20 protein-coding genes and 1 other RNA gene are annotated in these 21564 nt (G+C 55.3%); 20 read left to right on the top strand and 1 reads right to left on the bottom strand.

Annotated elements, in window-relative coordinates:
* Window positions 1-37 precede the first annotated feature (37 nt).
* From ACFO1S_RS25905 to argS, 3 genes are all read left to right on the top strand, one after another.
* Entirely contained in the window at window positions 38-2272 is a 2235-nt protein-coding gene (locus tag ACFO1S_RS25905; RefSeq protein ID WP_204605900.1) for a methyl-accepting chemotaxis protein, read from the top strand.
* Between the two features lie 134 nt (window positions 2273-2406).
* Window positions 2407-2823 carry a YwiB family protein gene (locus tag ACFO1S_RS25900; protein WP_204605899.1) on the top strand — a complete coding sequence of 139 codons (417 nt, stop codon included), beginning with the start codon at window positions 2407-2409 and terminating at the stop codon, window positions 2821-2823.
* Window positions 2824-2828: 5 nt separating this feature from the next.
* Window positions 2829-4505 carry an arginine--tRNA ligase gene (argS, locus tag ACFO1S_RS25895; RefSeq protein ID WP_204605898.1) on the top strand — a complete coding sequence of 559 codons (1677 nt, stop codon included), beginning with the start codon at window positions 2829-2831 and terminating at the stop codon, window positions 4503-4505.
* Between the two features lie 3 nt (window positions 4506-4508).
* Here argS and ACFO1S_RS25890 read toward each other — a convergent pair whose 3' ends face one another.
* Window positions 4509-5645 carry a S8 family peptidase gene (locus ACFO1S_RS25890; protein WP_378127842.1) on the bottom strand — a complete coding sequence of 379 codons (1137 nt, stop codon included), beginning with the start codon at window positions 5643-5645 and terminating at the stop codon, window positions 4509-4511.
* Between the two features lie 423 nt (window positions 5646-6068).
* On the opposite strand from ACFO1S_RS25890, the gene rpoE reads away from it, so the two are divergent.
* The 17 genes from rpoE to ACFO1S_RS25805 all read left to right on the top strand — a co-directional run bounded on the left by rpoE (window position 6069) and on the right by ACFO1S_RS25805 (window position 21263).
* Window positions 6069-6656 (top strand): DNA-directed RNA polymerase subunit delta, encoded by a 588-nt coding sequence (rpoE, locus tag ACFO1S_RS25885; protein ID WP_204605896.1) that lies wholly within the window; start codon window positions 6069-6071, stop codon window positions 6654-6656.
* A gap of 267 nt (window positions 6657-6923) precedes the next feature.
* Entirely contained in the window at window positions 6924-8528 is a 1605-nt protein-coding gene (locus ACFO1S_RS25880; RefSeq protein WP_204605895.1) for a CTP synthase, read from the top strand.
* A gap of 146 nt (window positions 8529-8674) precedes the next feature.
* Complete coding sequence (locus tag ACFO1S_RS25875; protein WP_204605894.1) at window positions 8675-9070, top strand: response regulator; 396 nt, start codon at window positions 8675-8677, stop codon at window positions 9068-9070.
* A 136-nt stretch (window positions 9071-9206) separates the two neighbouring features.
* On the top strand, window positions 9207-10061 hold the full coding sequence (gene fba, locus ACFO1S_RS25870; protein ID WP_204605893.1) for a class II fructose-1,6-bisphosphate aldolase: 855 nt from the start codon (window positions 9207-9209) through the stop codon (window positions 10059-10061).
* A 116-nt stretch (window positions 10062-10177) separates the two neighbouring features.
* Window positions 10178-11428, top strand: a complete 1251-nt coding sequence (locus ACFO1S_RS25865; RefSeq protein WP_204605892.1) for a UDP-N-acetylglucosamine 1-carboxyvinyltransferase — start codon at window positions 10178-10180, stop codon at window positions 11426-11428.
* Window positions 11429-11479: 51 nt separating this feature from the next.
* Entirely contained in the window at window positions 11480-12784 is a 1305-nt protein-coding gene (rho, locus tag ACFO1S_RS25860) for a transcription termination factor Rho (protein WP_204605938.1), read from the top strand.
* A gap of 21 nt (window positions 12785-12805) precedes the next feature.
* Window positions 12806-14056: a radical SAM family protein gene (locus tag ACFO1S_RS25855; RefSeq protein ID WP_204605891.1), complete on the top strand. Its 1251-nt coding sequence runs from the start codon at window positions 12806-12808 to the stop codon at window positions 14054-14056.
* Between the two features lie 197 nt (window positions 14057-14253).
* Window positions 14254-15264 (top strand): zinc-dependent alcohol dehydrogenase, encoded by a 1011-nt coding sequence (locus ACFO1S_RS25850; RefSeq protein WP_378127839.1) that lies wholly within the window; start codon window positions 14254-14256, stop codon window positions 15262-15264.
* Between the two features lie 105 nt (window positions 15265-15369).
* Entirely contained in the window at window positions 15370-15567 is a 198-nt protein-coding gene (rpmE, locus tag ACFO1S_RS25845) for a 50S ribosomal protein L31 (RefSeq protein ID WP_204605889.1), read from the top strand.
* Window positions 15568-15648: 81 nt separating this feature from the next.
* On the top strand, window positions 15649-16056 hold the full coding sequence (locus ACFO1S_RS25840) for a hypothetical protein (protein ID WP_204605888.1): 408 nt from the start codon (window positions 15649-15651) through the stop codon (window positions 16054-16056).
* A gap of 71 nt (window positions 16057-16127) precedes the next feature.
* Window positions 16128-16393, top strand: an RNA gene (gene ffs / locus ACFO1S_RS25835) — signal recognition particle sRNA large type.
* A 175-nt stretch (window positions 16394-16568) separates the two neighbouring features.
* The gene (locus ACFO1S_RS25830; RefSeq protein WP_204605887.1) at window positions 16569-17696 is read left to right on the top strand and encodes a two-component system sensor histidine kinase NtrB; all 1128 of its coding nucleotides are present in this window, start codon (window positions 16569-16571) and stop codon (window positions 17694-17696) included.
* A gap of 77 nt (window positions 17697-17773) precedes the next feature.
* Window positions 17774-19564: a DNA polymerase III subunit gamma/tau gene (gene dnaX, locus ACFO1S_RS25825; protein ID WP_204605886.1), complete on the top strand. Its 1791-nt coding sequence runs from the start codon at window positions 17774-17776 to the stop codon at window positions 19562-19564.
* 25 nt (window positions 19565-19589) lie between these two features.
* Window positions 19590-19901: a YbaB/EbfC family nucleoid-associated protein gene (locus tag ACFO1S_RS25820; RefSeq protein WP_204605885.1), complete on the top strand. Its 312-nt coding sequence runs from the start codon at window positions 19590-19592 to the stop codon at window positions 19899-19901.
* A 65-nt stretch (window positions 19902-19966) separates the two neighbouring features.
* Window positions 19967-20566 (top strand): recombination mediator RecR, encoded by a 600-nt coding sequence (recR, locus tag ACFO1S_RS25815; protein WP_204605884.1) that lies wholly within the window; start codon window positions 19967-19969, stop codon window positions 20564-20566.
* A 170-nt stretch (window positions 20567-20736) separates the two neighbouring features.
* Window positions 20737-20997 (top strand): DUF2508 family protein, encoded by a 261-nt coding sequence (locus ACFO1S_RS25810; protein ID WP_204605883.1) that lies wholly within the window; start codon window positions 20737-20739, stop codon window positions 20995-20997.
* Window positions 20997-21263 (top strand): pro-sigmaK processing inhibitor BofA family protein, encoded by a 267-nt coding sequence (locus tag ACFO1S_RS25805; RefSeq protein ID WP_204605882.1) that lies wholly within the window; start codon window positions 20997-20999, stop codon window positions 21261-21263. Before ACFO1S_RS25810 ends, ACFO1S_RS25805 begins: the two co-directional genes overlap by 1 nt.
* Window positions 21264-21564: the final 301 nt, after the last annotated feature.

Genomic DNA, 21564 nt, shown 5'->3' with positions numbered 1-21564 from the left:
GCCATAGAAAGAAGACTTAAGACATGGGGTGGAGCTTATGTTCGGATGGCTCGGCTGGAAGCAAGGGTTGCCTTTGTGGTGGTCTTATCGGTTAAACGCGCAATTGAAGCAAGATGTGGAGGACATCTTTGAAGGAATTGCAGAAACTCGCGTGCAGGTGCTGAAGGATTGGACAAGCGACTGCTGGCGTCATCTCGACCGGCTGCAAGAGCAATTGGCGTCTGTGGAGGAGACGGCGACCCATGCCGGAAAGGCGGGGGGCGAGCAGATTGCGGATTCGTGGAATCGGCTCCTTGCCGCGACATACGCGAGGGCTTCCGATTTGACCGAAATCTTCATTCTGGATGCTTCGGGCACCGTCAGCCATTCGACGCATTCGCCGCACCTGGGCCGCGAGTACGGAGACGGCTCGCTGCTGTCGGCCGGATTGGGCTATTCTCGCGGGGAGAACGGCGAATGCCGCAGATGTCTGTTCGGACCCTACGGCGATCCGATGACGCTGGATGCCGGCCCCCGCTCTTCCCCGTTTCATGACAAAATGACGCTGTTGTTTATCCAGCCGCTCCTGAAGAACGGCATTTGGGCGGGGGCGGTGTGCGCGAGGGTTCCCAACGACGTTATCGGAGACTTGATTCAACGGGAGTCGGGGCATGTATACCCGGACTCCGGCGACAACTACATTTTTATGGCCAAGCCTATTCTTAATCGCCACGTTGAGCTAGGGACGGCTCTCTCTCGCAGCCGCTTCGAGGATCGGACGTTTACCCACGGAGAGAACCTGAAGGATGGCGTCATGACCGATTGGGGCACGGTTACGGTCAAGGAGCATACGGAGCTTGAGCTAAGATTCACGGATCCGGCTACGGGGCAGCTACATCCAGGGGTCGCGAATACGATTAAGAACGGAAGCAATCTGTTCGTCGAGTTTCCCGGCTACTCCGATTATCGCCATATCCCGGTCATTGGCAAAGGAGTCACCTTCCAGCTGCCGCATTGCCCGGATGTGTGGGGGATGATGTGCGAAGGCGATCTGGAGGAGGTTTACCGGATTCGGGGAATCGCCTATCGACAGCTGAAGCCGCACAGTCTGCTTGTCGGAGGCTTCGCCATTGCGACGGCGGTATTGCTGTATCTTGTCGCTCGGCAGCTGTCGCCGCTGCTGATCGCCCTGAGCGCGTTGGCGTTTAATCTTCTATTCGGCTTGTTCGTCGTAGGCTCCGTTCATCGGCGCACGACAGGCAGGATCGTCGATCCGGTTCGCAAGATCAACCGCTTCATCCGCATCAACGCAGAGGGCAAGGGGGACTTGACGCAGCGGCTGGATACGAAGGAGTTCGATAACGACGAATCGCGCGAGCTGGCCAAATGGATCAATAACATGATCGATTCGCTTGAGGGCGTGATGCTGAAGGTCAGGCTGGCGGCGGGAGACGTGTCGGCCAGCCAGCAACTGATGAAGGATTCGACCTCGACGACGGCTTCATCGACGGAACGGGTCAGCGGCAAGGTCCATGATATGCTTCGCAGTCTCCGGCGTCAGCTCAAGGACATCGACGAGGCCAAAGTCGTGACGGACGAAATGCGCAAGACGCTCCACGAGCTGGAGGAGAAGGCCTCCAGACAGATTACGGTCGCTCAGGGAGAGGTTGGCCGAATCGGCGACAAGATGTCGGAAATTTCTCTTCGCGTTGCGGACACGAACAAGACGATTCGGATTTTTCTGGATACGGCCAACGAAATTCGCGGCGTGCTGAACGTGATCGAGGAAATTTCGGCCCAGACGAATCTGCTTGCGCTGAATGCTTCAATAGAAGCCGCGCGCGTCGGCGAGCATGGCAGGGGGTTTGCGGTCGTAGCCAACGAAATTCGCAAGCTGGCCGATCTGACTCGTCAATCGACGCAAGAGGTGCACGGCTTCGTCGAGAAAATCTCTCTTCAGGCCCAGGGAGCATACGATTCCATCGATGAAGGCACGAAGGTCGTGCATGAGGGGACGGAGCTGGTTGCGGCGGCAACGGAGACGCTCGGAGATGCGAAGGCGGACGATACGCGCAAGACTCAAGTCGTAGACGAGGTTGTTGCCCTTATGGAGAAGGTGGCGGAAGTCAGCATCGAGAACCGCGCGATCTCCAAGGAAGTAGAGGGCCAGGTTCAGGAGCTGTTGGCCGACATCGTGAAGGTGCGGCATACCTCCGGCAACGTAGAGGCGATTACGGGCTTTATGCAGCAACTCGTCGGTCAATTCCGGCTTCGAGAAGCGAAGAGAAGATAGGGTCTGTCCATATTGTCGAACGCCGACCGCCGCAACTAGGCCGGTCGGCTTATTCCTTTTCAGAAATCCCATTTGAATTGACGTGGCTATCTGTATATAGTAATAACAAGAGTAAAGGGAAAGAGGGAAGCGTCATGCCGAAAAAGCGGAACGTGAAGATCCAGTTCCAAGGCGGACAGCAGGACGGCGACCCGCAGCGGGCAACGCTGAAGGGCGCGTTGTTTCGTCAGACGACGGGTTGGGCGCTTACTTACCTGGATCAGCCCGATGAGAATGGCGTGGAAACGCTCAATACGTTGTTTGTCCGCGACGGCGAGCTGCAAGTGAGACGACGAGGCTCGCTCTTCTTCGAACAGATTTTCAGACGGGATGTATGGGTGACTGGCCACATGGAGACTCCTTTTGGAGCTCATGCCATACAAGCCTTCACAACCCGCTTGGACAGCGAGCTGTCGGAGAGCGGCGGCCATATTGAATGGGCTTACGACTTGCGTGTGCAAGATCAGGAGTCCGGAAGCTTTCGCATCCGGCTCGATATTCAGGGGGAATAAGCAAGATGGGTGTATTGGAGCAGTTACAGGAATCCGTTAAACAAGCGCTTGCCGAGGCGGCGCTGGAGGCTGGGTTAGTCACGTCGAAGGAGCAATTGCCGTCGATCGTATTAGAGGTGCCGAAGGACAAGTCCCACGGGGACTTGGCGACCAATCTGGCGATGCAGCTGACGAAGCTGGCGAAGAAGAACCCGAGGCAGATTGCGGAAGCGATCATCGCCAAGCTGGAGCCGGGCCGCGCGTCCATTCAGAGTGCGGAGATTGCCGGGCCGGGCTTTATCAACTTCCGCCTGGACAGAAGCTATCTTTATCCCGTCATTGGCGAGGTTCTGAGCCAAGGGGATAAATACGGACAAGCGACTGTGGGACAAGGGAAAAGAATTCAGGTCGAGTTCGTCAGCGCGAATCCGACCGGCAGCCTGCATCTGGGCCACGCCCGCGGCGCGGCGGTAGGAGACGCGCTGTGCAACGTGCTGTCGGCTGCGGGATATGAGGTCGAACGGGAATACTATATTAACGATGCCGGCAATCAAGTGAACAACCTCGCGAGGTCGCTCGAGGCGCGTTATCGCCAGGCTTTGGGGCAGGCGGCGGAGATGCCTGAGGACGGATATTACGGAGAAGATATCGTCGGCTTCGCCAAAACGCTGGCGGAGGAAGAGGGAGATCGGCTGCTGGCTTTGCCGGACGACGAGCGGTTCGCTTTCTTTCGCCGCTACGGACTCGACAAGGAGCTGGCCAAGATCAAGCGGGATCTGGCTCGCTTCGGGGTGAGCTTCGACAACTGGTACAGCGAGACTTCCTTATATGAGACCGGCAAGGTCGTTGAGGCGCTGGAGGCGCTGCGGGCCCAGGGTCAAGTATACGACCAAGAGGGCGCGGTGTGGCTGTCTTCGATGAATTTCGGAGACGACAAGGATCGCGTTCTCGTCAAGAATGACGGCAGCTATACCTATTTGACGCCGGATGCAGCCTATCACATGGACAAGTACAAGCGGGGCTTCGATCAGCTTATCAATATTTGGGGAGCGGATCACCATGGCTACATTCCCCGGATGAAGGCTGCGATGGCGGCCTTGGGCAACGATCCCGAGAAGCTTACGGTCCTGATCGCCCAGATGGTCAGCCTCTTCCAGAACGGGGAGAAGGTGAAGATGTCCAAGCGTACCGGCAAGGCCATCACGATGGAGGACCTGATGGATGAGGTTGGCGTTGATGCAATCCGCTACTTCTTCACGATGAGGGGCATGGATTCCCATCTCGATTTCGACATGGATCTGGCCGTTTCGAAATCGAACGAAAACCCGGTTTTCTACGTGCAGTACGCACATGCGCGAATTTGCAGCATTTTCCGTCAAGCGGAAGAGCAAGGCATCGTCATTCAGCCTTGGCAGAACAGCGATATCGGCAAGCTGACAACCGAGCAAGAGCTGGATCTCTTGCGGAAAATCGGAGAGCTGCCCGAGACGATCGTCGAATCGGCGAGAATCTATGCGCCGCATACGATTATTCGTTACGTGTATGAATTGGCTTCCCAATTCCACAGCTACTACAAAGCGGAACGCGTCATTACGGAAGACGCGGAGCAGAGTCAGGCGCGCTTGCAGCTGTTGGCCGCGATTCGGATCACGATTGCCAACGCGCTCTCGCTCGTGGGCGTCTCTGCGCCGGACAGAATGTAACGTTCATAGCTGTTCAGCCAATTTTATCATCCGAACTACGTTAAGCTCCCCGGCCGACCGGGGGGCTTTGCTTGTTCTTAACGGGCTGGTGGACGACTTGAGCACGCTCTTGAGCTGCGCCGGCGAGAGGTGGGGCTTCAGCGCCAGAAGCAAAGCGGTCGCTCCGGTTACGTGCGAAGTGGCCATAGAGGTTCCGCTCATCTCGCGATGTTTGCCTCTAAGCCAGGAAGACATGATGCGGTCGCCGGGGGCGTAAATATCGATTAATCCGCTGCGGTTGGTGAACTTGGCGATGCGACCGGCACGGGTCGAAGCGCCGACGGCAACCGTGTTGCTAAAGCCCGCGGGGTAATCGATTTCTCCGGTTCTCCCGTCATTGCCGGAGGAGGCGACGATTAATACGCCCGAACGGAAAGCGCTATTGACGGCGGACAGCAGCGCCCGGCTTTTCGTCTTCATTCCGAAGCTCATGTTGACGATGTGAATCTGATTGCGCACGCACCATTCAATTCCGAGAATAATGTCCGAGACGTAAGCGGTGCCGTTGTGGTCGAATGCTTTAACCGGATAGATCGTCGAACGGGGGGCAACCCCGATCATGCCTTGAAGCTCGTTGGCTGCGGCGATCGTCCCGGCGATATGGGTGCCATGTCCGTTGTCGTCTTGAGGCGGCGCCATTCTGTTCAGCAGATTAATGCCGCGCTCCAGGGAATGCCGCAGATCGGGATGCATGTAATCTACGCCGGTGTCGATGACTCCGATTCGGACTCCGAAGCCGGTCGTTTTGCTCCACGCCCGGGAGGCCTGGATGTGGCGAACGCCCCAGGGGATGCCCTTCTCCTTAACGATGGCGCCTTTGGGCAGCGCGTGGATCGCGACGGGGACATCCTCTTCCCAGACGACTCTGCCCTGCAACGCGGGGGGCAGGCATATCCGATCGGCAGGACAGGAGATCGATTGAATCAGTCCCAAGCTTCGAACATCCAGAGCCTCCGCGCCGCGAAGACGTCTGGACTGCAGGTCCTTCAGGAATCGGCTGTAATCGCGACGGTCGAGGAAACGGAGAATGCTCCTGCGCTTCTGTGCGGTCGGCAAGCCGTTGAATCCGTGGACATCCTCCACGACTTCATGTTCGTCCAATGCGCCTTCCCTCCCGGGCGATCGTGCAGGAGCAGACGATGCGCTTCGCCGTGCTTTCCCGCCGTGTCCTCTACTGTATGAGACCTGAACGACAAAAGCTTGGGAATGTGGCATTTTTGCGTGGAAATAGGCGTCGTTCCGTGTCAATTTCCGGTCGGCGACATAGGATGAATGGAGAGTTTCCCGGTGAGGCTCTTGGTCATGCCGGTTCCTCCGCCCGCGGAGCGGCCGGGAAGGATACAGTCGAAAAGCGAAGGCGCCGTCCGCCGGGGACACGCCTTCGCTTTTTCGTGTGTGCAGGCAAATTCAAAAATAGAGGTCTTCCAGAGACTTGCAATTTGATACGAAATGCTGTTTACTATAGGTTGATAAATACAAGGTGAAGGTTAATGACCGGTTCACATACAGAGAGGTGGAAGCCACGTGGGTGCCAGTTACGTGCTGAAAATCGACTCCGAGAAAATTCGCGAGATGCCGATGGTTGATCTGGCTTACGAATTGTTGAAGACTGCGAATACGCCGTTCTATTACCGCGATCTCATGATGGAGATTGCCAAGATGCGCGGATTGTCGCAGGAGCAAGTCACGGATGTCATAGCGCAATTGTACACCGAGATTAACATCGACGGCCGCTTCGCGTGTGTCGGCGGCAACGTGTGGGGGCTGAAACGGTGGTACCCGGTTGAACGTTCCGACGATCAGATGAACGGCGGGGCCAAACGTCCTCGCATCATCAACGACGACGACGATGAGGACGATGACGATCTGTACGGCGAGGAAGACGAGGCGGTAGCGACGGACGACGAGAGCTACGATCTCTTCGACGAGGACAGCGAGGAAGTCTTCGAAGAGGGCGAGGAAGCTGCCGAGGCGGATGAAGAAGTCATGCTTGAAGACGACGAGGACTCCGAGATAGATGAGGAGCTCGAAACGGACGATGAGGACGGTTTCGACGAGGACGGCGAAGACAGTTCGGACGACGACTTCGACGACGAGGACGAAGAGAAGTGATTTTGGGCGCGTCCGACGCGCTTTGCAGACGGCTTTGCCCCCTTCGGGACGGCAAGGCCGTTTGTGCTTGACACCGCCCATTCGAGACGGTAAACTTATGCTTGGGCTTTAGAAGTACGGTTTTCCATAGAGCAGGAAATAGCAAAGTGCCCCCAATTTATTGGGTGTCACTTTTTTGTTTTTTTCCCGTTGTTGCAAGGGGAAACGTAAGTCTGGCAAAGATAATGAGGATGCCGCAAAGGCATGCAGCGGGAGGTTTCGTACAGGGTGACCAAATATATTTTCGTAACGGGAGGCGTCGTATCCTCGCTCGGGAAAGGCATCACCGCCGCTTCGCTCGGCAGGTTGCTGAAAAATCGCGGGCTGAAGGTGACCATTCAAAAGTTCGATCCGTATATCAACGTCGATCCGGGCACAATGAGCCCCTATCAGCACGGCGAGGTATTCGTAACGGATGACGGAGCGGAGACGGACCTGGACCTGGGACACTACGAACGGTTTATCGATATTAATCTATCGAAGAACAGCAATGTGACGACAGGCAAGATTTATTCGACGGTTATCAGCAAGGAGCGCCGGGGAGAGTATCTTGGCGGCACGGTACAGGTAATTCCGCATATTACGAACGAGATTAAGGATCGCGTCTTCCGCGCCGGCAAGGAAGCGGGATCGGACGTTGTCATCACGGAGATCGGCGGCACGGTCGGAGATATCGAAAGCTTGCCGTTCCTCGAAGCGATTCGCCAGATCAAGAGCGACATCGGTCGGGATAACGTCATGTATATCCATGTTACCCTTATCCCCTATATCAAAGCGGCAGGCGAGGTCAAAACCAAGCCGACCCAGCACAGCGTGAAGGAATTGCGCAGCATCGGCATTCAACCGAATGTCATCGTCTGCCGTACGGAGCATCCGTTGGCCGAGGATTTGAAGCGCAAGATCGCTTCCTTGTGCGATATCGACGGAAGCGCGGTGATCGAATGCCGCGATGCTTCCACCCTGTACGAGGTTCCGCTTAACCTCCGCGAGCAAGGGCTTGACGACTATGTGGTCAAGCATTTGAACCTGACTGCGGGAGAGCCGGACATGACGGAGTGGGAGGCGCTTGTTTCCCGCGTGAAATCTCTGAAGAAAACGACGGAGATCGCCATCGTCGGCAAATACGTCGCTCTTCACGATGCATATCTGAGCATTGTCGAATCGCTTAGTCACGCTGGCTTCGACGCCGATGCGGAAGTGAAGATTCGCTGGGTCAATGCGGAAGAAATTACGCCTGACAATGTGGACGAGCAGTTGGGCGGCGTTCACGGCATTCTGGTTCCGGGCGGCTTCGGCGACCGGGGGATCGAAGGCAAAATTACGGCGATCCGGTATGCCCGCGAGAGCGGTACGCCATTCTTCGGGATCTGTCTGGGAATGCAGGTCGCAGTCGTGGAGTATGCCCGCAACATGGCCGGCATGCACGGGGCGAACAGCTCAGAGATTCACCCGGCAACTTCTTATCCGGTTATCGATCTGCTGCCCGAGCAGAAGGACATCGAGGATCTGGGCGGAACGATGCGTCTTGGTTTGTATCCCTGCAAGCTGATTCCGGGAAGCCTGGCGAATCAGTGCTACGGAGACGAGCTGGTCTACGAGCGCCATCGCCATCGCTACGAATTCAACAACGAGTATCGGGAGCGTATCGAGTCCGCGGGCTTGCGCATTTCCGGCACTTCGCCGGACGGACGCTTGGTCGAGATGATCGAGCTGCCGAGCCACCCTTGGTTTTTGGCGGTGCAATTCCATCCCGAATTCACCTCCCGTCCGAACCGCCCGCAGCCTTTGTTCCGCGAGTTTGTGAAAGCGGCGCTTCAACGCGCCGAAGCGTAACGGGTCCGACCGTCTCGGCTTCTGCCGGGGCGGTCGTTTTATTTTATGGGAATTCGGGCAAACAACATATTTTTACATGGAAACAGGAGGAATTTACGCTTCGCTTCACGAATAAGGCTAGAATAGTGATTCGGGGGGATGAGCTCTTGACCAAGAAGAAATTGCTGATCGTGGATGATCAAGTCGGAATCCGTATATTGTTGCTGGAGGTTTTCGCGACAGAGGGCTACGAAACTTTCCAGGCTCCGAACGGAAGGATTGCTTTGGATATCGTACGCACGAATCGCCCTGATCTCGTCTTGTTGGATATGAAGATTCCGGGAATGGACGGGTTGGAAATTCTGAAGCAGATCAAAGAGTACGACAAGGAAATCAAGGTCATTATGATGACTGCGTACGGCGAGTTGGATATGATCAAGGAAGCGACCGATCTGGGCGCTCTGATGCACTTTACGAAGCCCTTCGACATCGATGAGATGAGGCTGGCGGTCAATATGCAGCTAGGGCAAAGCTCGTCCTCCCAATTCGCCACGGGATCTTAAGGGAGAGTAAGCGCTTTAGCGAGGGAATTCGCTGGAAACGCGAGTTTGATTTACTTCGTAAAGTTATTTTGTGTTATAATAGCGCAGTATGTACGATACGTGAGAATACGAATGAATCGCAGGAGGAATTGTACACATGCCATTAGTATCGATGTCCGAGTTTTTGCCTCAAGCCAAAGCAGGGAAGTACGCTGTCGGTCAGTTCAACATGAACAATCTTGAATTTGCCCAAGCGATTACCGAAGCGGCCATGGAAGAAAATTCCCCGTTCATTTTCGGTGTCAGCGAAGGCGCGCTGAAGTACATGGGAATGGAATACACGGTAGCGATTGCGAAAGCGGCTGCCGAGAAGTCCGGCTTGCCGATCGCGTTGCACCTCGACCACGGCAGCAACTTCGATATTGCCATGAAATGTATTCGCGCAGGCTTCTCCTCCGTTATGTTCGACGGCTCGCACCACTCTTTCGAGGATAACATCCGCTTGACTAAAGAAGTCGTTAAAGCCGCACATGCGATGGGCGTATCCGTAGAAGGCGAGCTTGGAACCATCGGCGGAGTCGAAGACGATCTGAGCGTGGACGAAGAAGACGCGTCTCTGGCTAAGCCGGAAGAAGCTATCCGTTTCTACGAGGAAACGGGCGTGGATTGCTTGGCTATCGCAGTAGGTACAGCTCACGGCATGTACAAGGGCGAAGTGAAAATCCACTACGATATCATCAAAGAAGTCGTGGCCAAGATTCCGGTTCCGATCGTTCTTCACGGCGGTTCCGGCGTTCCGGACGAAATGATCCGCGAAGCCATCCTGTCCGGCGCTGGCAAGATCAACGTCAACACGGAGAACCAAGTCGCTTGTACGGCTGCCATTCGCGAGGTTCTGGGCAAGGACGCGAACGTAATCGACCCTCGCAAATACTTGACGCCTGCCCGCAATGCAATGAAAGCGGTCGTTCAAGAGAAAATCCGCCTGTTCGGAAGCAGCAACAAAGCTTAATTTCTATAGCCAACTCATTAGGGTATTTACGCGGGAAAACGTCATCAGGCGTTTTCCCGTTCCTTCATGTGCCGAGGATTTCGGTCGGCGACAACTTGGGGAGGAAGACGGCATTCATGGATAAATTGATGGTCCGGGGAGGCCGGCCGCTAAGAGGCACGGTCGGAATCAGCGGCGCGAAGAACAGCGCGGTCGCCCTCATTCCCGCAGCAATATTGGCAGAGTCGGAAGTGAGGCTGGACAACCTTCCTCAGCTTAGCGACGTGGCGGTATACGCCGAATTACTGGAAGAGCTAGGAGGCAAGGTCTCCTGGCAGGACGACACCATGACCATAGATCCGTCCGCGATGGCATCGGTTCCGATGCCGAATGGACGAGTCAAATTATTAAGGGCATCTTATTACTTGATGGGCGCCTTGTTGGGAAGATTCGGAGAAGCGACGATCGGTCTGCCGGGAGGCTGTAATTTCGAGCCTCGTCCAATCGATCAGCATATTAAGGGCTTCGAAGCGCTCGGAGCGGAAGTGACCAACGATCACGGCTCCATTCGAATCCGGGCCAAGGAATTAAGAGGAGCCAAGATTTATCTGGATGTCGCAAGCGTTGGGGCGACGATTAACATTATGCTGGCGGCCTCCAGGGCCAAAGGCCTGACCTTGATCGAGAATGCGGCGAAGGAGCCGGAGATCATAGATGTGGCAACCTTGCTTAATGCCATGGGCGCCAAGATCAAAGGGGCCGGAACCGAAACGATTAGAATCGAAGGCGTCCAAGAAATGCACGGCTGCCGACATTCGATTATTCCCGATCGCATCCAAGCTGGAACATACATGATAGCCGCCGCGGCAACACGCGGCGACGTCCTTATCGATAATATAATTCCAAAACATCTTGAAGCCATGACCGCAAAGCTGCAGGAGATGGGCGTGCATGTATACGAGATGGACGAGTCGATCCGCGTAGTCGGACAGTCTCTCTACGAGGCGGTTGACGTCAAGGCTTTGGTATATCCGGGCTTTGCAACCGATCTGCAGTCTCCGATGACTAGCTTGCTCACTCAAGCGAGGGGCGTCAGCGTCTTGTCCGATTATGTGTACAACAACCGATTCAAGCATGTTCCCGAGCTGGCGCGCATGGGGGCGCAAATCCGGGTCGAAGGCCGCTCCGCGATTATCGAGGGCGGACCCCTGAATGCGGCCAAGGTGAGGGCGGCCGATCTTCGCGCCGGAGCCGCGCTTGTCGTGGCGGCGCTGACCGTGGAGGAAGGCACTACGGAGATCAGCGGGGTCGAATACATCGATCGCGGATATGAGCGTTTGGTTACGCAGCTCAGCAACCTGGGAGCGGAAGTGTGGCGGCAGGGTTAACTTGTTATCTGTTGATATTTGAATAAAGTGGGGATTCCATTGACCGATTTGATGATGAGCGATTTGGAGGGCTTGAAGCTGACTGAGCTGTATAAGCTTGCGAAGCAGCACCAAATCAACAATTACGCTCAAATGAAGAAAAAGGAATTAATTATTGCGATTCTGCGCGCGCAAGCGGAGAGAAGCGGCCTGATGTTCATGGAAGGCGTGCTGGAGGTTCTGCCCGAAGGCTTCGGCTTCTTGCGGCCGATCAACTACTTGCCGAGCGCGGAGGATATCTACATCTCGGCGTCGCAGATTCGCAAGTTCGACTTGCGTACGGGCGATCTGGTGTCCGGCAAGTGCAGGGCGCCCAAGGAGAGCGAGCGTTATTTCGGGCTTCTGCAAGTCAACGCCGTCAACGGCGTAACGCCTGAAGCCGCCGCTGAACGTCTCCATTTTCCCGCTCTTACCCCGCTGTACCCGCAGAAGAAAATCAAGCTCGAAACGTCTCCCACCCACTTGTCCACTCGCATTATGGATCTCGTAGCTCCCGTCGGTTTGGGTCAACGCGGCTTGATCGTCGCGCAGCCTAAGGCGGGAAAGACGCTCTTGCTCAAGGAAATCGCCAACAGCATCGCGGCCAATCACCCGGACATCGATCTGTTCGTGCTGCTGATCGACGAGCGTCCGGAAGAGGTTACCGATATGCAGCGATCGGTCAAGGGCGAGGTAATCGCCTCGACGTTCGACGAGGTGCCGGAGAATCATATTAAAGTCGCGGAGCTGGTGCTGGAACGGGCGTTGCGTCTGGTGGAGCACAAGCGGGACGTGGTCATTCTGTTAGATAGCATCACGCGGCTCGCGAGGGCATACAATCTTGTCGTTCCCCCTTCGGGACGCACGTTGTCCGGCGGTATCGATCCTGCCTCGTTCCATCGACCGAAGCGTTTCTTCGGATCGGCCCGGAACATTGAAGAGGGCGGCAGTCTGACGATTCTGGCCACTGCCCTTGTAGAGACGGGCTCGCGCATGGACGACATTATTTACGAAGAGTTCAAGGGTACGGGGAACATGGAGCTTCATCTGGATCGCAAGCTTTCGGAGCGCAGAATCTTCCCGGCACTCGATATCCGGCGTTCGGGCACGCGGCGGGAAGAGCTGCTGCTGGACAAGGAAGCTCTCGACAAACTGTGGGCGATCCGCAAGAGCATGAACGACTCCATGGAGTATGTTGAGGGCTTCTTGAAGAAGCTGGCCAACACGAAAACCAATCAAGAGTTTCTGGATATGCTGGACATCAATGCAGGGCCTAGCACGCCTAGCCCGTCTTCAAGCTCCGGCGGCAATCGCCGTCCTCCTCGAAGCAGCAACTGATGTCTCGAAGGAGGGCATGACATGCATCTGGTATACGCAGACGAACAAGGCAACGTATTCGATCATTCCGAGCTGTTCGCCGTCGCCCGCAGCGGCAATGACCTTGTGGAGCTTCTGGAAGAAGAGCTCATTCCGTTGCCGGCCGGCGCCACCTTGGTGGGCCTGCCGCACACTCGGCCGATCGGCATGAATCCCGACAGCGGCGAAATGAAGCTGCTTCCCGGTAACTACCAGGCTGTCGGCGCCTTGTTGCCTCAGGGCTTCACTCGCTTCTACGTTCCGGGATACTACAAGACGGACAAGGAGCAGAAATTTCCTTTGTTCGGCTACACGGCAGTCGTCTGGAAGGACGGCGGCTTCTATGTCGCAGCAGCTCAAAGCGACGATCCCGAGCCGTGGAATCCGGAGAATTGCGACCGCGGCGAGCTGAAGCTGGAAGTGGATCGGCTGCTCACGGCTTATCCGGAGAACAGGCTGTACAAGCATTTGTCCCATTGCGCGCTGGAGTATGAATGTCTGACGGCCTCGAACACGTTTCTGCAACGCTTGGAAGGCGCGGTTCCCGTATCTTTCTCATGCAATGCGGGTTGTTACGGATGCATTTCGGAGCAGCCGGACGACAGCGGCTTTGTCGCGCCGCAGACCCGGCTGAAGTTCAGGCCGGAAGTGGACGAGGTAGTCGACATTATGCTGGAGCATCTGAAAACGCCAAGCTCGATCATCAGCTTCGGCCAAGGCTGCGAAGGAGAACCTTCGACCCAAGCCAAGACGATTATTGAGGCGATCAAGCGGGTGCGCTCTCAGACCTCCCTCGGATATATCAATATTAATACGAACGCGGGGCTGTCCGATCATCTGCGGGCAATTACCGATGCCGGATTAAACCTGATGAGGGTCAGTACGATCAGCGCGCTCGACGAGCACTACAACGCCTACTACAAGCCGCGCGGCTATACGCTCAAGAACGTGGAAAAATCGTTGAAATACGCCGCGGACAAGGGTGTATACACTTCGATCAACTATTTGATTTTTCCGGGAGTAACGGATCGCGAGGAAGAGATCGAAGCGATGATCGGATTTGTTCGCCGAACCGGTCTGAAGCTTATCCAGATGCGTAATCTCAATATTGATCCGGATGCGTATCTGTCCCTGATCCCGCCTGCCCAAGGCGAAATTTACGGCATGAAAACCTTGCTGGACATTTACAGGGATGAGCTTCCCGACGTCGTTATCGGCTCGTATACGCATGTTCCTCCAGTTCCGGCGAACTAACCGGGCACGCATGAAGCAAGAACAACGATATCCCTCTGTCGATCTGCGGCAGAGACGATATCGTTGTTTTTTTGACCCTATCAGAAAGTATAAAATTTAGACATCCTTATCCCCATATTGATCGAAGTCGAGACAATATAGCGCTTTCATTTTATAATAGCTATAGGTATTGGGAGATCCGAGGGGAGAGGATGGCTTTGGATAATCGCAAGATCACTTTCACAGCGCCTTGGCAGGTTGAGCTGTCCGAAGAAAAGCTGGCCGACGACGGCCCGCTCGGCCGAAATGAAGTGCTGCTGAAGAAGCATTATACGCTGATTAGCCCGGGTACGGAGCTTGCTTGCTTGTCCGGCAATGAGAGCTGGTTTGCGATGCCTGGAACGCCAGGCTATTCGGCTGTGAGCGAGATTGTGCGCAAGGGTCCCGATGTAGAAGGATTCGAGCTCGGAGATTTTGTATTTCATTACGGCAATCATTCTGCGCTGGAACGGACAAGCGTGGAAGGCGTGTTCTTGAAGGTTCCCGAAGGCATTTCGTTGCCATGGGTGCCTTTTGCCCGTATGGCGACGGTGGCCTTCACCGCGATTCGGGTGTCGAACATCGAGCTGGGAGATTCCGTAGCGGTTACGGGCCTGGGGCTGATCGGGAACATGGCATCCCAATTGGCCGGCCTGCAGGGGGCCAAGGTTATTGGCGTGGATTTGTCCGGGAAACGCCGGGAGATAGCCATGCTGTGCGGGGTTAACCATGTGCTGGACGGGACCGGGGACCATCTTGCAAACGAGGTGATGGGGCTAACCTCCGGGGACGGGGTGTCTGCTCTGATTGAAGCAACCGGCGTCCCTCAAGTGGCAATAAACGGACTTCCTTGGATCGGGAAGTTCGGCGAGCTGATTCTGCTAGGCAGTCCGAGAGGGGCGCTGGATGCGAATGTCACGGAGGTTCTTAACTACAGCCATCTCTTTGACCGGGGCTGCATCACTTTCAAGGGAGCGCACGAGTGGCGATATCCCGTGATGCCGACTCCCTTCAACAAGCATTCGCTAACGAGAAATTCCCAGGTGGTCTTCGAGTTGATGGGACAAAGGCGCTTGAATATCGAACCGCTGATCAGCCATGTCCTCTCTCCTGAGGATGCGCCGAGTGCGTATGAAGGATTGAGGTTTAACAAAGACAATTATCAAGGCATTCTGTTCAAGTGGTGCTGACCGAAGTTGATTCTTGTCACGGGGGAGTCAACATGCTATAATCCCGTTATGTGTCTATTTACTCTGGGTCCGCATGTTGATTCAGGGCAGAAAGAGGTGAACCCTTTGAAACCATCCATTCATCCGAAGTACAATGTGGTGACGGCGACTTGCGCATGTGGAAACACTTTCGAGACAGGTTCGATCAAATCGACTCTGAAAGTCGAAGTTTGCTCGGCTTGCCACCCGTTCTACACAGGTAAACAGAAGTTTATCGACGCGGGCGGACGTGTTGACAAGTTTAAGAAAAAATACGGAATCTAAGGCTGGATTTTCCCAGCGGATTCGCCGTATAGAGATAAGCCTCCTTCCTAATCCTATTGGACAAAGAGGGAGGTTTTTTTCATGCAAATGCAACGGAAAACGACAATTCTGGCGCTTGCGGCTCTCGTCATGCTGCTGCTTCTGGGGGGCTGCGGGGTTAACCGCGGGGGAAGCCAGGCTGACGGTTTGAAGGCGCGCAGTTACAAGCCGGACGGTTATCTCGGGATGACCAACACGCACCCTAAGCTGCCAGGGCATCACATCGTAACGAATTATGCGAGTCATAACGGGGAAATGAAGCGGGCGATCAAGAATGTGCCGGGTGTTGCGGATTCCAATATCACGTTCAACGGCGCCGACGCTTATGTTACGATCAAGCTGGCTCCCGGACTGGCGGCAAGGGAAATCCCGACGGTGGAGCAGCAGGCGGCCACTGTACTCCGTTTCAACTTTCCCAGATATACGATCCATGTCAAATCCATGAAATAAGTTTGCGAAAGGGAAGAAAACCAATTTTCGCAGGTTGCACTTCCCTTCCCAATTCGCTATACTTAGTTTTGCCGTGCTAGACGGGGAGGTAGCGGTGCCCTGTAACTCGCAATCCGCTCCAGCGAGGTTGAATTCCTGCTTGAGGTATTGTGATGCAGGTTCCGGTAGATTTGGTGCCGTATTGACGGCGGAGTCCTCGGCGAGGGACGGCCATGAACCCGGTCAGGTCCGGAAGGAAGCAGCCGTAAGTGGTTTAGTTCTTGTGCTTGAGGGTAGCTCTGCTTGAGCGACTCATCTCTATTCGGCTGGATCATAATTATCGAGGTCAGGTGCACGGTCCTGATATCATCCATTATCGCGAGATGCGAACGAAGCACCATGGCGTTTACGCCATGGTGTTTTTGCATTCTGTTGGCATAAATCCTTCCGTTGTTATAGGTCCAAAGGAGGGAATTTGGAAGGACATACCGAATATTTACAATTGCTCGATCGTTGACCGGAGGTGAAGAAAAATGATGGACGAACCTGCGAGGCTTGCCGAGAGCTTCTCAAGCTATCCAAACGGCCCGGAACGGGAGCGATATCTCCGACAGTTCGTAACCCGATTTCTGACTATGGAGGGAATTGGGCTGCTTCTGCTGGATTCGGATTTCCGCATCGTGGAAGTCAGCGAAATGATCTGCTCTCTTGCCGGGCTTCAGCGGACGGAAGTAGTCAACCGCTTTGCCGAGGAATGGTTTGGCGCAATCGGTCTGCAGCCTCAGCCGTTCGACCGAAGTTTACTCGAAGGTCAGACATTCCGTAATCGCTCTTTGATCTGGAGACAAGGCAAGCACAGCCACAAGCTCATGCTCGATGGCGAAATTTTGCGGGAAAAAGGAGTTGGGACAGGGGCGTTCGTGCTTTTTCGGGATGTCTCCCACCGCATGGCTCTGGAGGAAGAGGTCCGACGCTCAGATCGGCTGAAGACAATCGGACAGATTGCGGCGGGCACGGCCCATGAGATTCGTAATCCGTTAACGGCGATCAAAGGGTTCATGCAGCTGCTCAGCAAATCGCTTATTGACCGTGACATGGACAAGGAGCAGGAGTTTGTGGGAATTGTGCTTTCCGAGCTGGACAGGGTAAATGATCTTGTAAGCGATTTTTTGCTGCTCAGCAAACCGAAGGAGATCAAGCAAGTTTCTATGAAGATAGGGGAGGTGCTGCAGGAAATTCTTCCAATGATCCGCAATGAGGCCCTGCTGTATAACGTGACAGTTCTCTATTATCCGAAGCCGGGGCTGTCCCCGATCTTGGCCGATAAGGAGCTGCTCAAGCAGGTGTTCTTGAATCTGGGTAAAAACGCCATTGAGGCGATGGACGGGGGAGGGAATTTAATTATTCGGGAGTTCAGCAGTCCCTGCGAGCCGGATAAGATCGCATTGGAATTCAGGGATACGGGGCCGGGAATTCCGGCGGACGTGCTGGACAAGGTATTCGACCCTTTTTTTACGACTAAGCCGCAGGGCACGGGGCTAGGCCTTTCCGTCTGTCAGAGGATTGTCCATGATTTAAGGGGCAATATCGAAGTGGCCTCGGATCGGAACGGTACGCAGTTTATCGTATGGCTGCCTTGCTTCGAGGGCCCCACGGACTAAGAAATCTTCGCGGCGGTGGAGCGACTGCATGCGATGATGTATAATGAGTGAAACGGCATCGACGGGAGCGACTAGCAATGGCACATCTTGCTTTGTACCGGGCCTGGCGTCCCCAGACGTTCAAGGACATGGTCGGGCAGCAACATATCGTACAGACGTTGCAGAACGCAATTCGCGAAGATCGATTATCCCACGCGTATTTGTTCAGCGGTCCCAGAGGAACGGGGAAGACCAGCGCGGCGAAAATATTGGCGAAAGCCGTAAACTGCGAGCATGGGCCTTCGACAGAGCCTTGCAATGCCTGTTCGCAATGCGAACGGATTACGGCCGGCTCCGTCATGGACGTGATCGAGATCGACGCGGCCTCCAATCGCGGCGTCGAGGAAATACGGGATATCAGGGATAAGGTCAAATATACGCCGACAGAAGTGCGGCGCAAAGTGTATATTATCGATGAAGTACACATGCTGACTACGGAGGCCTTCAATGCGCTGCTGAAGACGCTGGAGGAGCCGCCCGGCCATGTGATGTTCATTCTGGCGACGACCGAGCCGCATAAGCTGCCGCCGACAATCATTTCGCGCTGCCAGCGATTCGACTTCCGTCGGGTTTCTCTGGCAGAGCAAGCGGGTCGTCTGCGGGAAATCTGCACCGAGGAGAAGATCGCCGCAGAAGAAGAGGCGCTCTTGTATATTGCCCGACTGTCGGACGGCGGGATGAGAGACGCGTTAAGCCTGCTTGATCAGATTTCCTCGTTCACCGGCGGTCAGGTGACGCTGCAGCAGGCGGTGGAAGCGACCGGGGGGTTGCCTTCCGAGCAGTTCGCAAGGCTTGCCGCCGCGATTCGCGATAACGATGCTTCGAAGGTTCTGCTTGAGATTGACGAGATGATGAAGTCCGGCAAGAGCGCGGACAAGTGCCTGGAGCAGCTGATGCATTACTTCCGGGATCTGCTGCTGTCGCAGCTGGCGCCGGAAGCGGAAGACTCGTCGGGGCGGGTAGCGAATCCGGCTGAGCTCAAGGAAATGGCGGGCGGATTTTCTCGGGAACGGTTATTTGCTATCATTGATATGTTAAACCGATACCAAGGCGAGATGAAATACGCCGCGCATCCTCAGACCATGTTCGAGATTGCGCTGCTGAAGCTATGCTCCGGCGGGGCTTCGCCGGGGGCCGAAGCTCCGGAGCGGAATGGCGCCGCTGGCTCGGAAAGCTCCGGAGCGAACCGGGCCGAGCTGAATCAATTGCGACAGCAGTTGGCTGCGCTGGAAAGCAAGCTGACTAGTGCGCTTGGCTCGGGCACAGCCTTATCTGCGGGTGGAGGCAAGGCGGCCGCTTCGGGCTCCGGGGGAGGAAGCTCCCGTGGGAGCTCGGGCGGGGGCATGGCTTCTCCGACGACGCGCCCTTCGTCGCTCTCTCGCCAACGGCTGAATGTTTTCCAGGAGGCGCGGAGCTCTTCGGGGCCTATGCTTGGGAAGTGGCCTCAGATTATGCAGCGAGTCAAGGAGGAGCGTGTGACCGTTCATGCTTGGCTGGTGGACGGAGAGCCGGTCTCCTTCGCGGAGGATTCGATCGTCGTTGCCTTTAAGAACACGATTCACCGCGAGACGACGGAAAGACCGGCCAACAAGGGTGTCATCGAAGGGGTGCTGAGCGCCGTTTACGGAAGCCCGACGCAGTTGGTCACCGTTATGCAGAAGGAATGGCAGGAGGCTTTGGCCGAAAGCGAAGGCAAGCCCAAGGGCTCCGCCCCGGCGGAGGAGCTGCTGCTGATCCCGGAGGAGGAAGCCGAGAGCGGCAGGGAGCCGTTGGTGGATGAGGCATTGCGACTGTTCGGAGAGCAGTTGATTCAGATTAAAGAAGACTGAACGATAATCCAGGGAGGTTCTCGCAATGAACAACATGAATCAAATGATGAAACAGGTTAAGAAAATGCAGGAGCAAATGCTGAAGGCTCAGGAAGAGCTTGGAAGCAAGACGCTTGAAGGTACGGCGGGCGGCGGTGTTGTCACCGTAACCGTGAACGGCCATAAGAAATTGCTGGACATCAAGATCAAGCCGGAAGCGGTAGATCCGGAAGACGTCGAGATGCTTCAGGATCTTGTCCTGACGGCGGTGAACGATGCCCTCGCGAAAGCCGACGATCTGGCGAACCAGGATATGAGCAAATATACCGGGGGCATGAAAATTCCCGGCCTGTTCTAGGCCGCAACCGGATGCGCCCCAGAACGGGAGCTCCGCGAAAAGACATATAGAGGAGACTGGAGCCTTTGTTCTATCCGGAACCGATTGCCAAGCTGATCGACTCCTTCTCCCGCCTTCCGGGTATAGGGCCGAAGACGGCCGCGAGGCTGGCATTCCATGTCCTGCGCATGAAAGAAGAAGACGTCATAGAATTTGCCAAGTCGCTGGTGAGCGTCAAGCGCAATCTAACCTACTGTACCGTTTGTTGCAATATCACGGACACAGACCCGTGCCGGATCTGTGCGGATAAATCGCGGGATATGTCCGTCATCTGCGTCGTTCAGGAGCCGAAGGATCTGGTGGCCATGGAGCGGACGCGTGAATATAACGGCCATTATCATGTATTGAACGGCGCGATTTCGCCGATGGACGGTCTGGGGCCGGATGATATCAAGATTGCCGAGCTGGTCCGAAGGCTGGGCGACGAAAGGGTTCAGGAGCTTATCTTGGCGACGAACCCGAACATCGAAGGCGAAGCTACTGCGATGTACCTGTCTCGTCTGGTCAAGCCATTCGGCATTAAAGTCACCCGAATCGCGCACGGTCTGCCTGTTGGGGGAGACCTGGAGTACGCGGACGAGGTGACGATATCGAAGGCATTGGAAGGCCGCAGAGAATTGTTTTGAATTTGTTTTGAATTAGTGACGCCTACGGGCGTCTTTTTTGTTTTTGGGGATCTCTTCGCTTACTTTCCCGTTCTTTGCGTTAATTAAGTTCTAAGAAGAGTTCGGGAGGAATAAGAGTAGTCATGGGTTGTCCTTGTGGCGGTCCGTTGAAGAAGACGGGAGGGATTGTCATGATACGGGCAAAGAAAAGCATCTCGGACCAAACGGCGGAAGACGGCTCGGAACGCAACAGATTAAAGCTGGAAATACGGAGAGCCGAGCAGGAGTGGAGACTGGCGGAGTGGCGGTTTCATCATGCGGTCGAGCGCGATCATGTGGATTATTCTATCTATTGCCTGGAGGCGGCCGAGAAAAGGCTGGACATGCTTCTTAAGCAAGCCAAGCTGCAATGGGGAGGCTCGACTGCGACGAGTCGGGGGGGAGGAACTTGATGAAAACATTTTGGCTTGTCCTTCTTGTGGCTTCAGCCGCAGCGCTGGCTTTCGTGCTGCTGAGGCGAAACGTTCCTAAAGGATGGCTCATGCGCTTCGGCATTCACCTTGTTCTTGCGGCGTTTGCTTTGTATGCCTTGAACTTCTCCGGCTGGATGACCGGCGCGTATGTTCCTCTTAATCCATTTACGATCGGGACTGTCGCCTTGCTCGGACTGCCAGGGATCGGTTTGGTACTCGGCTTGCAGTGGACGCTTCTTGCTTGAGAACGCCTGCGGCAGTGGGCATTTTTGTCGGAAAGAGACTGCGCTGCGAAAAATGTAGAATAACGGTTGACGATGAGGGGGAACGTATGATACATTATATCTCGCGCCTCTTGGGCGGGTCGAAATGGCCGGCAAAAAAGAATTGAATCAGGAACAAAAAACTTGTTGCAATTCATCTGGGCGCTGTGGTATATTATAAAGGTCGCTTCGAGCGGCACTGAAAAAAGAAACACCGAATGGTTCTTTGAAAACTGAACATTGAGCGTAAGAAACAAAAACGTCGGAAGACGGCTTCGGTCGT

It is taken from the genome of Cohnella boryungensis (assembly GCF_042651945.1).
GTDB lineage: Bacteria > Bacillota > Bacilli > Paenibacillales > Paenibacillaceae > Cohnella > Cohnella boryungensis.
Note: the sequence above shows the minus strand (reverse complement) of the source record. Positions and strands in the feature narration are given on the sequence as shown.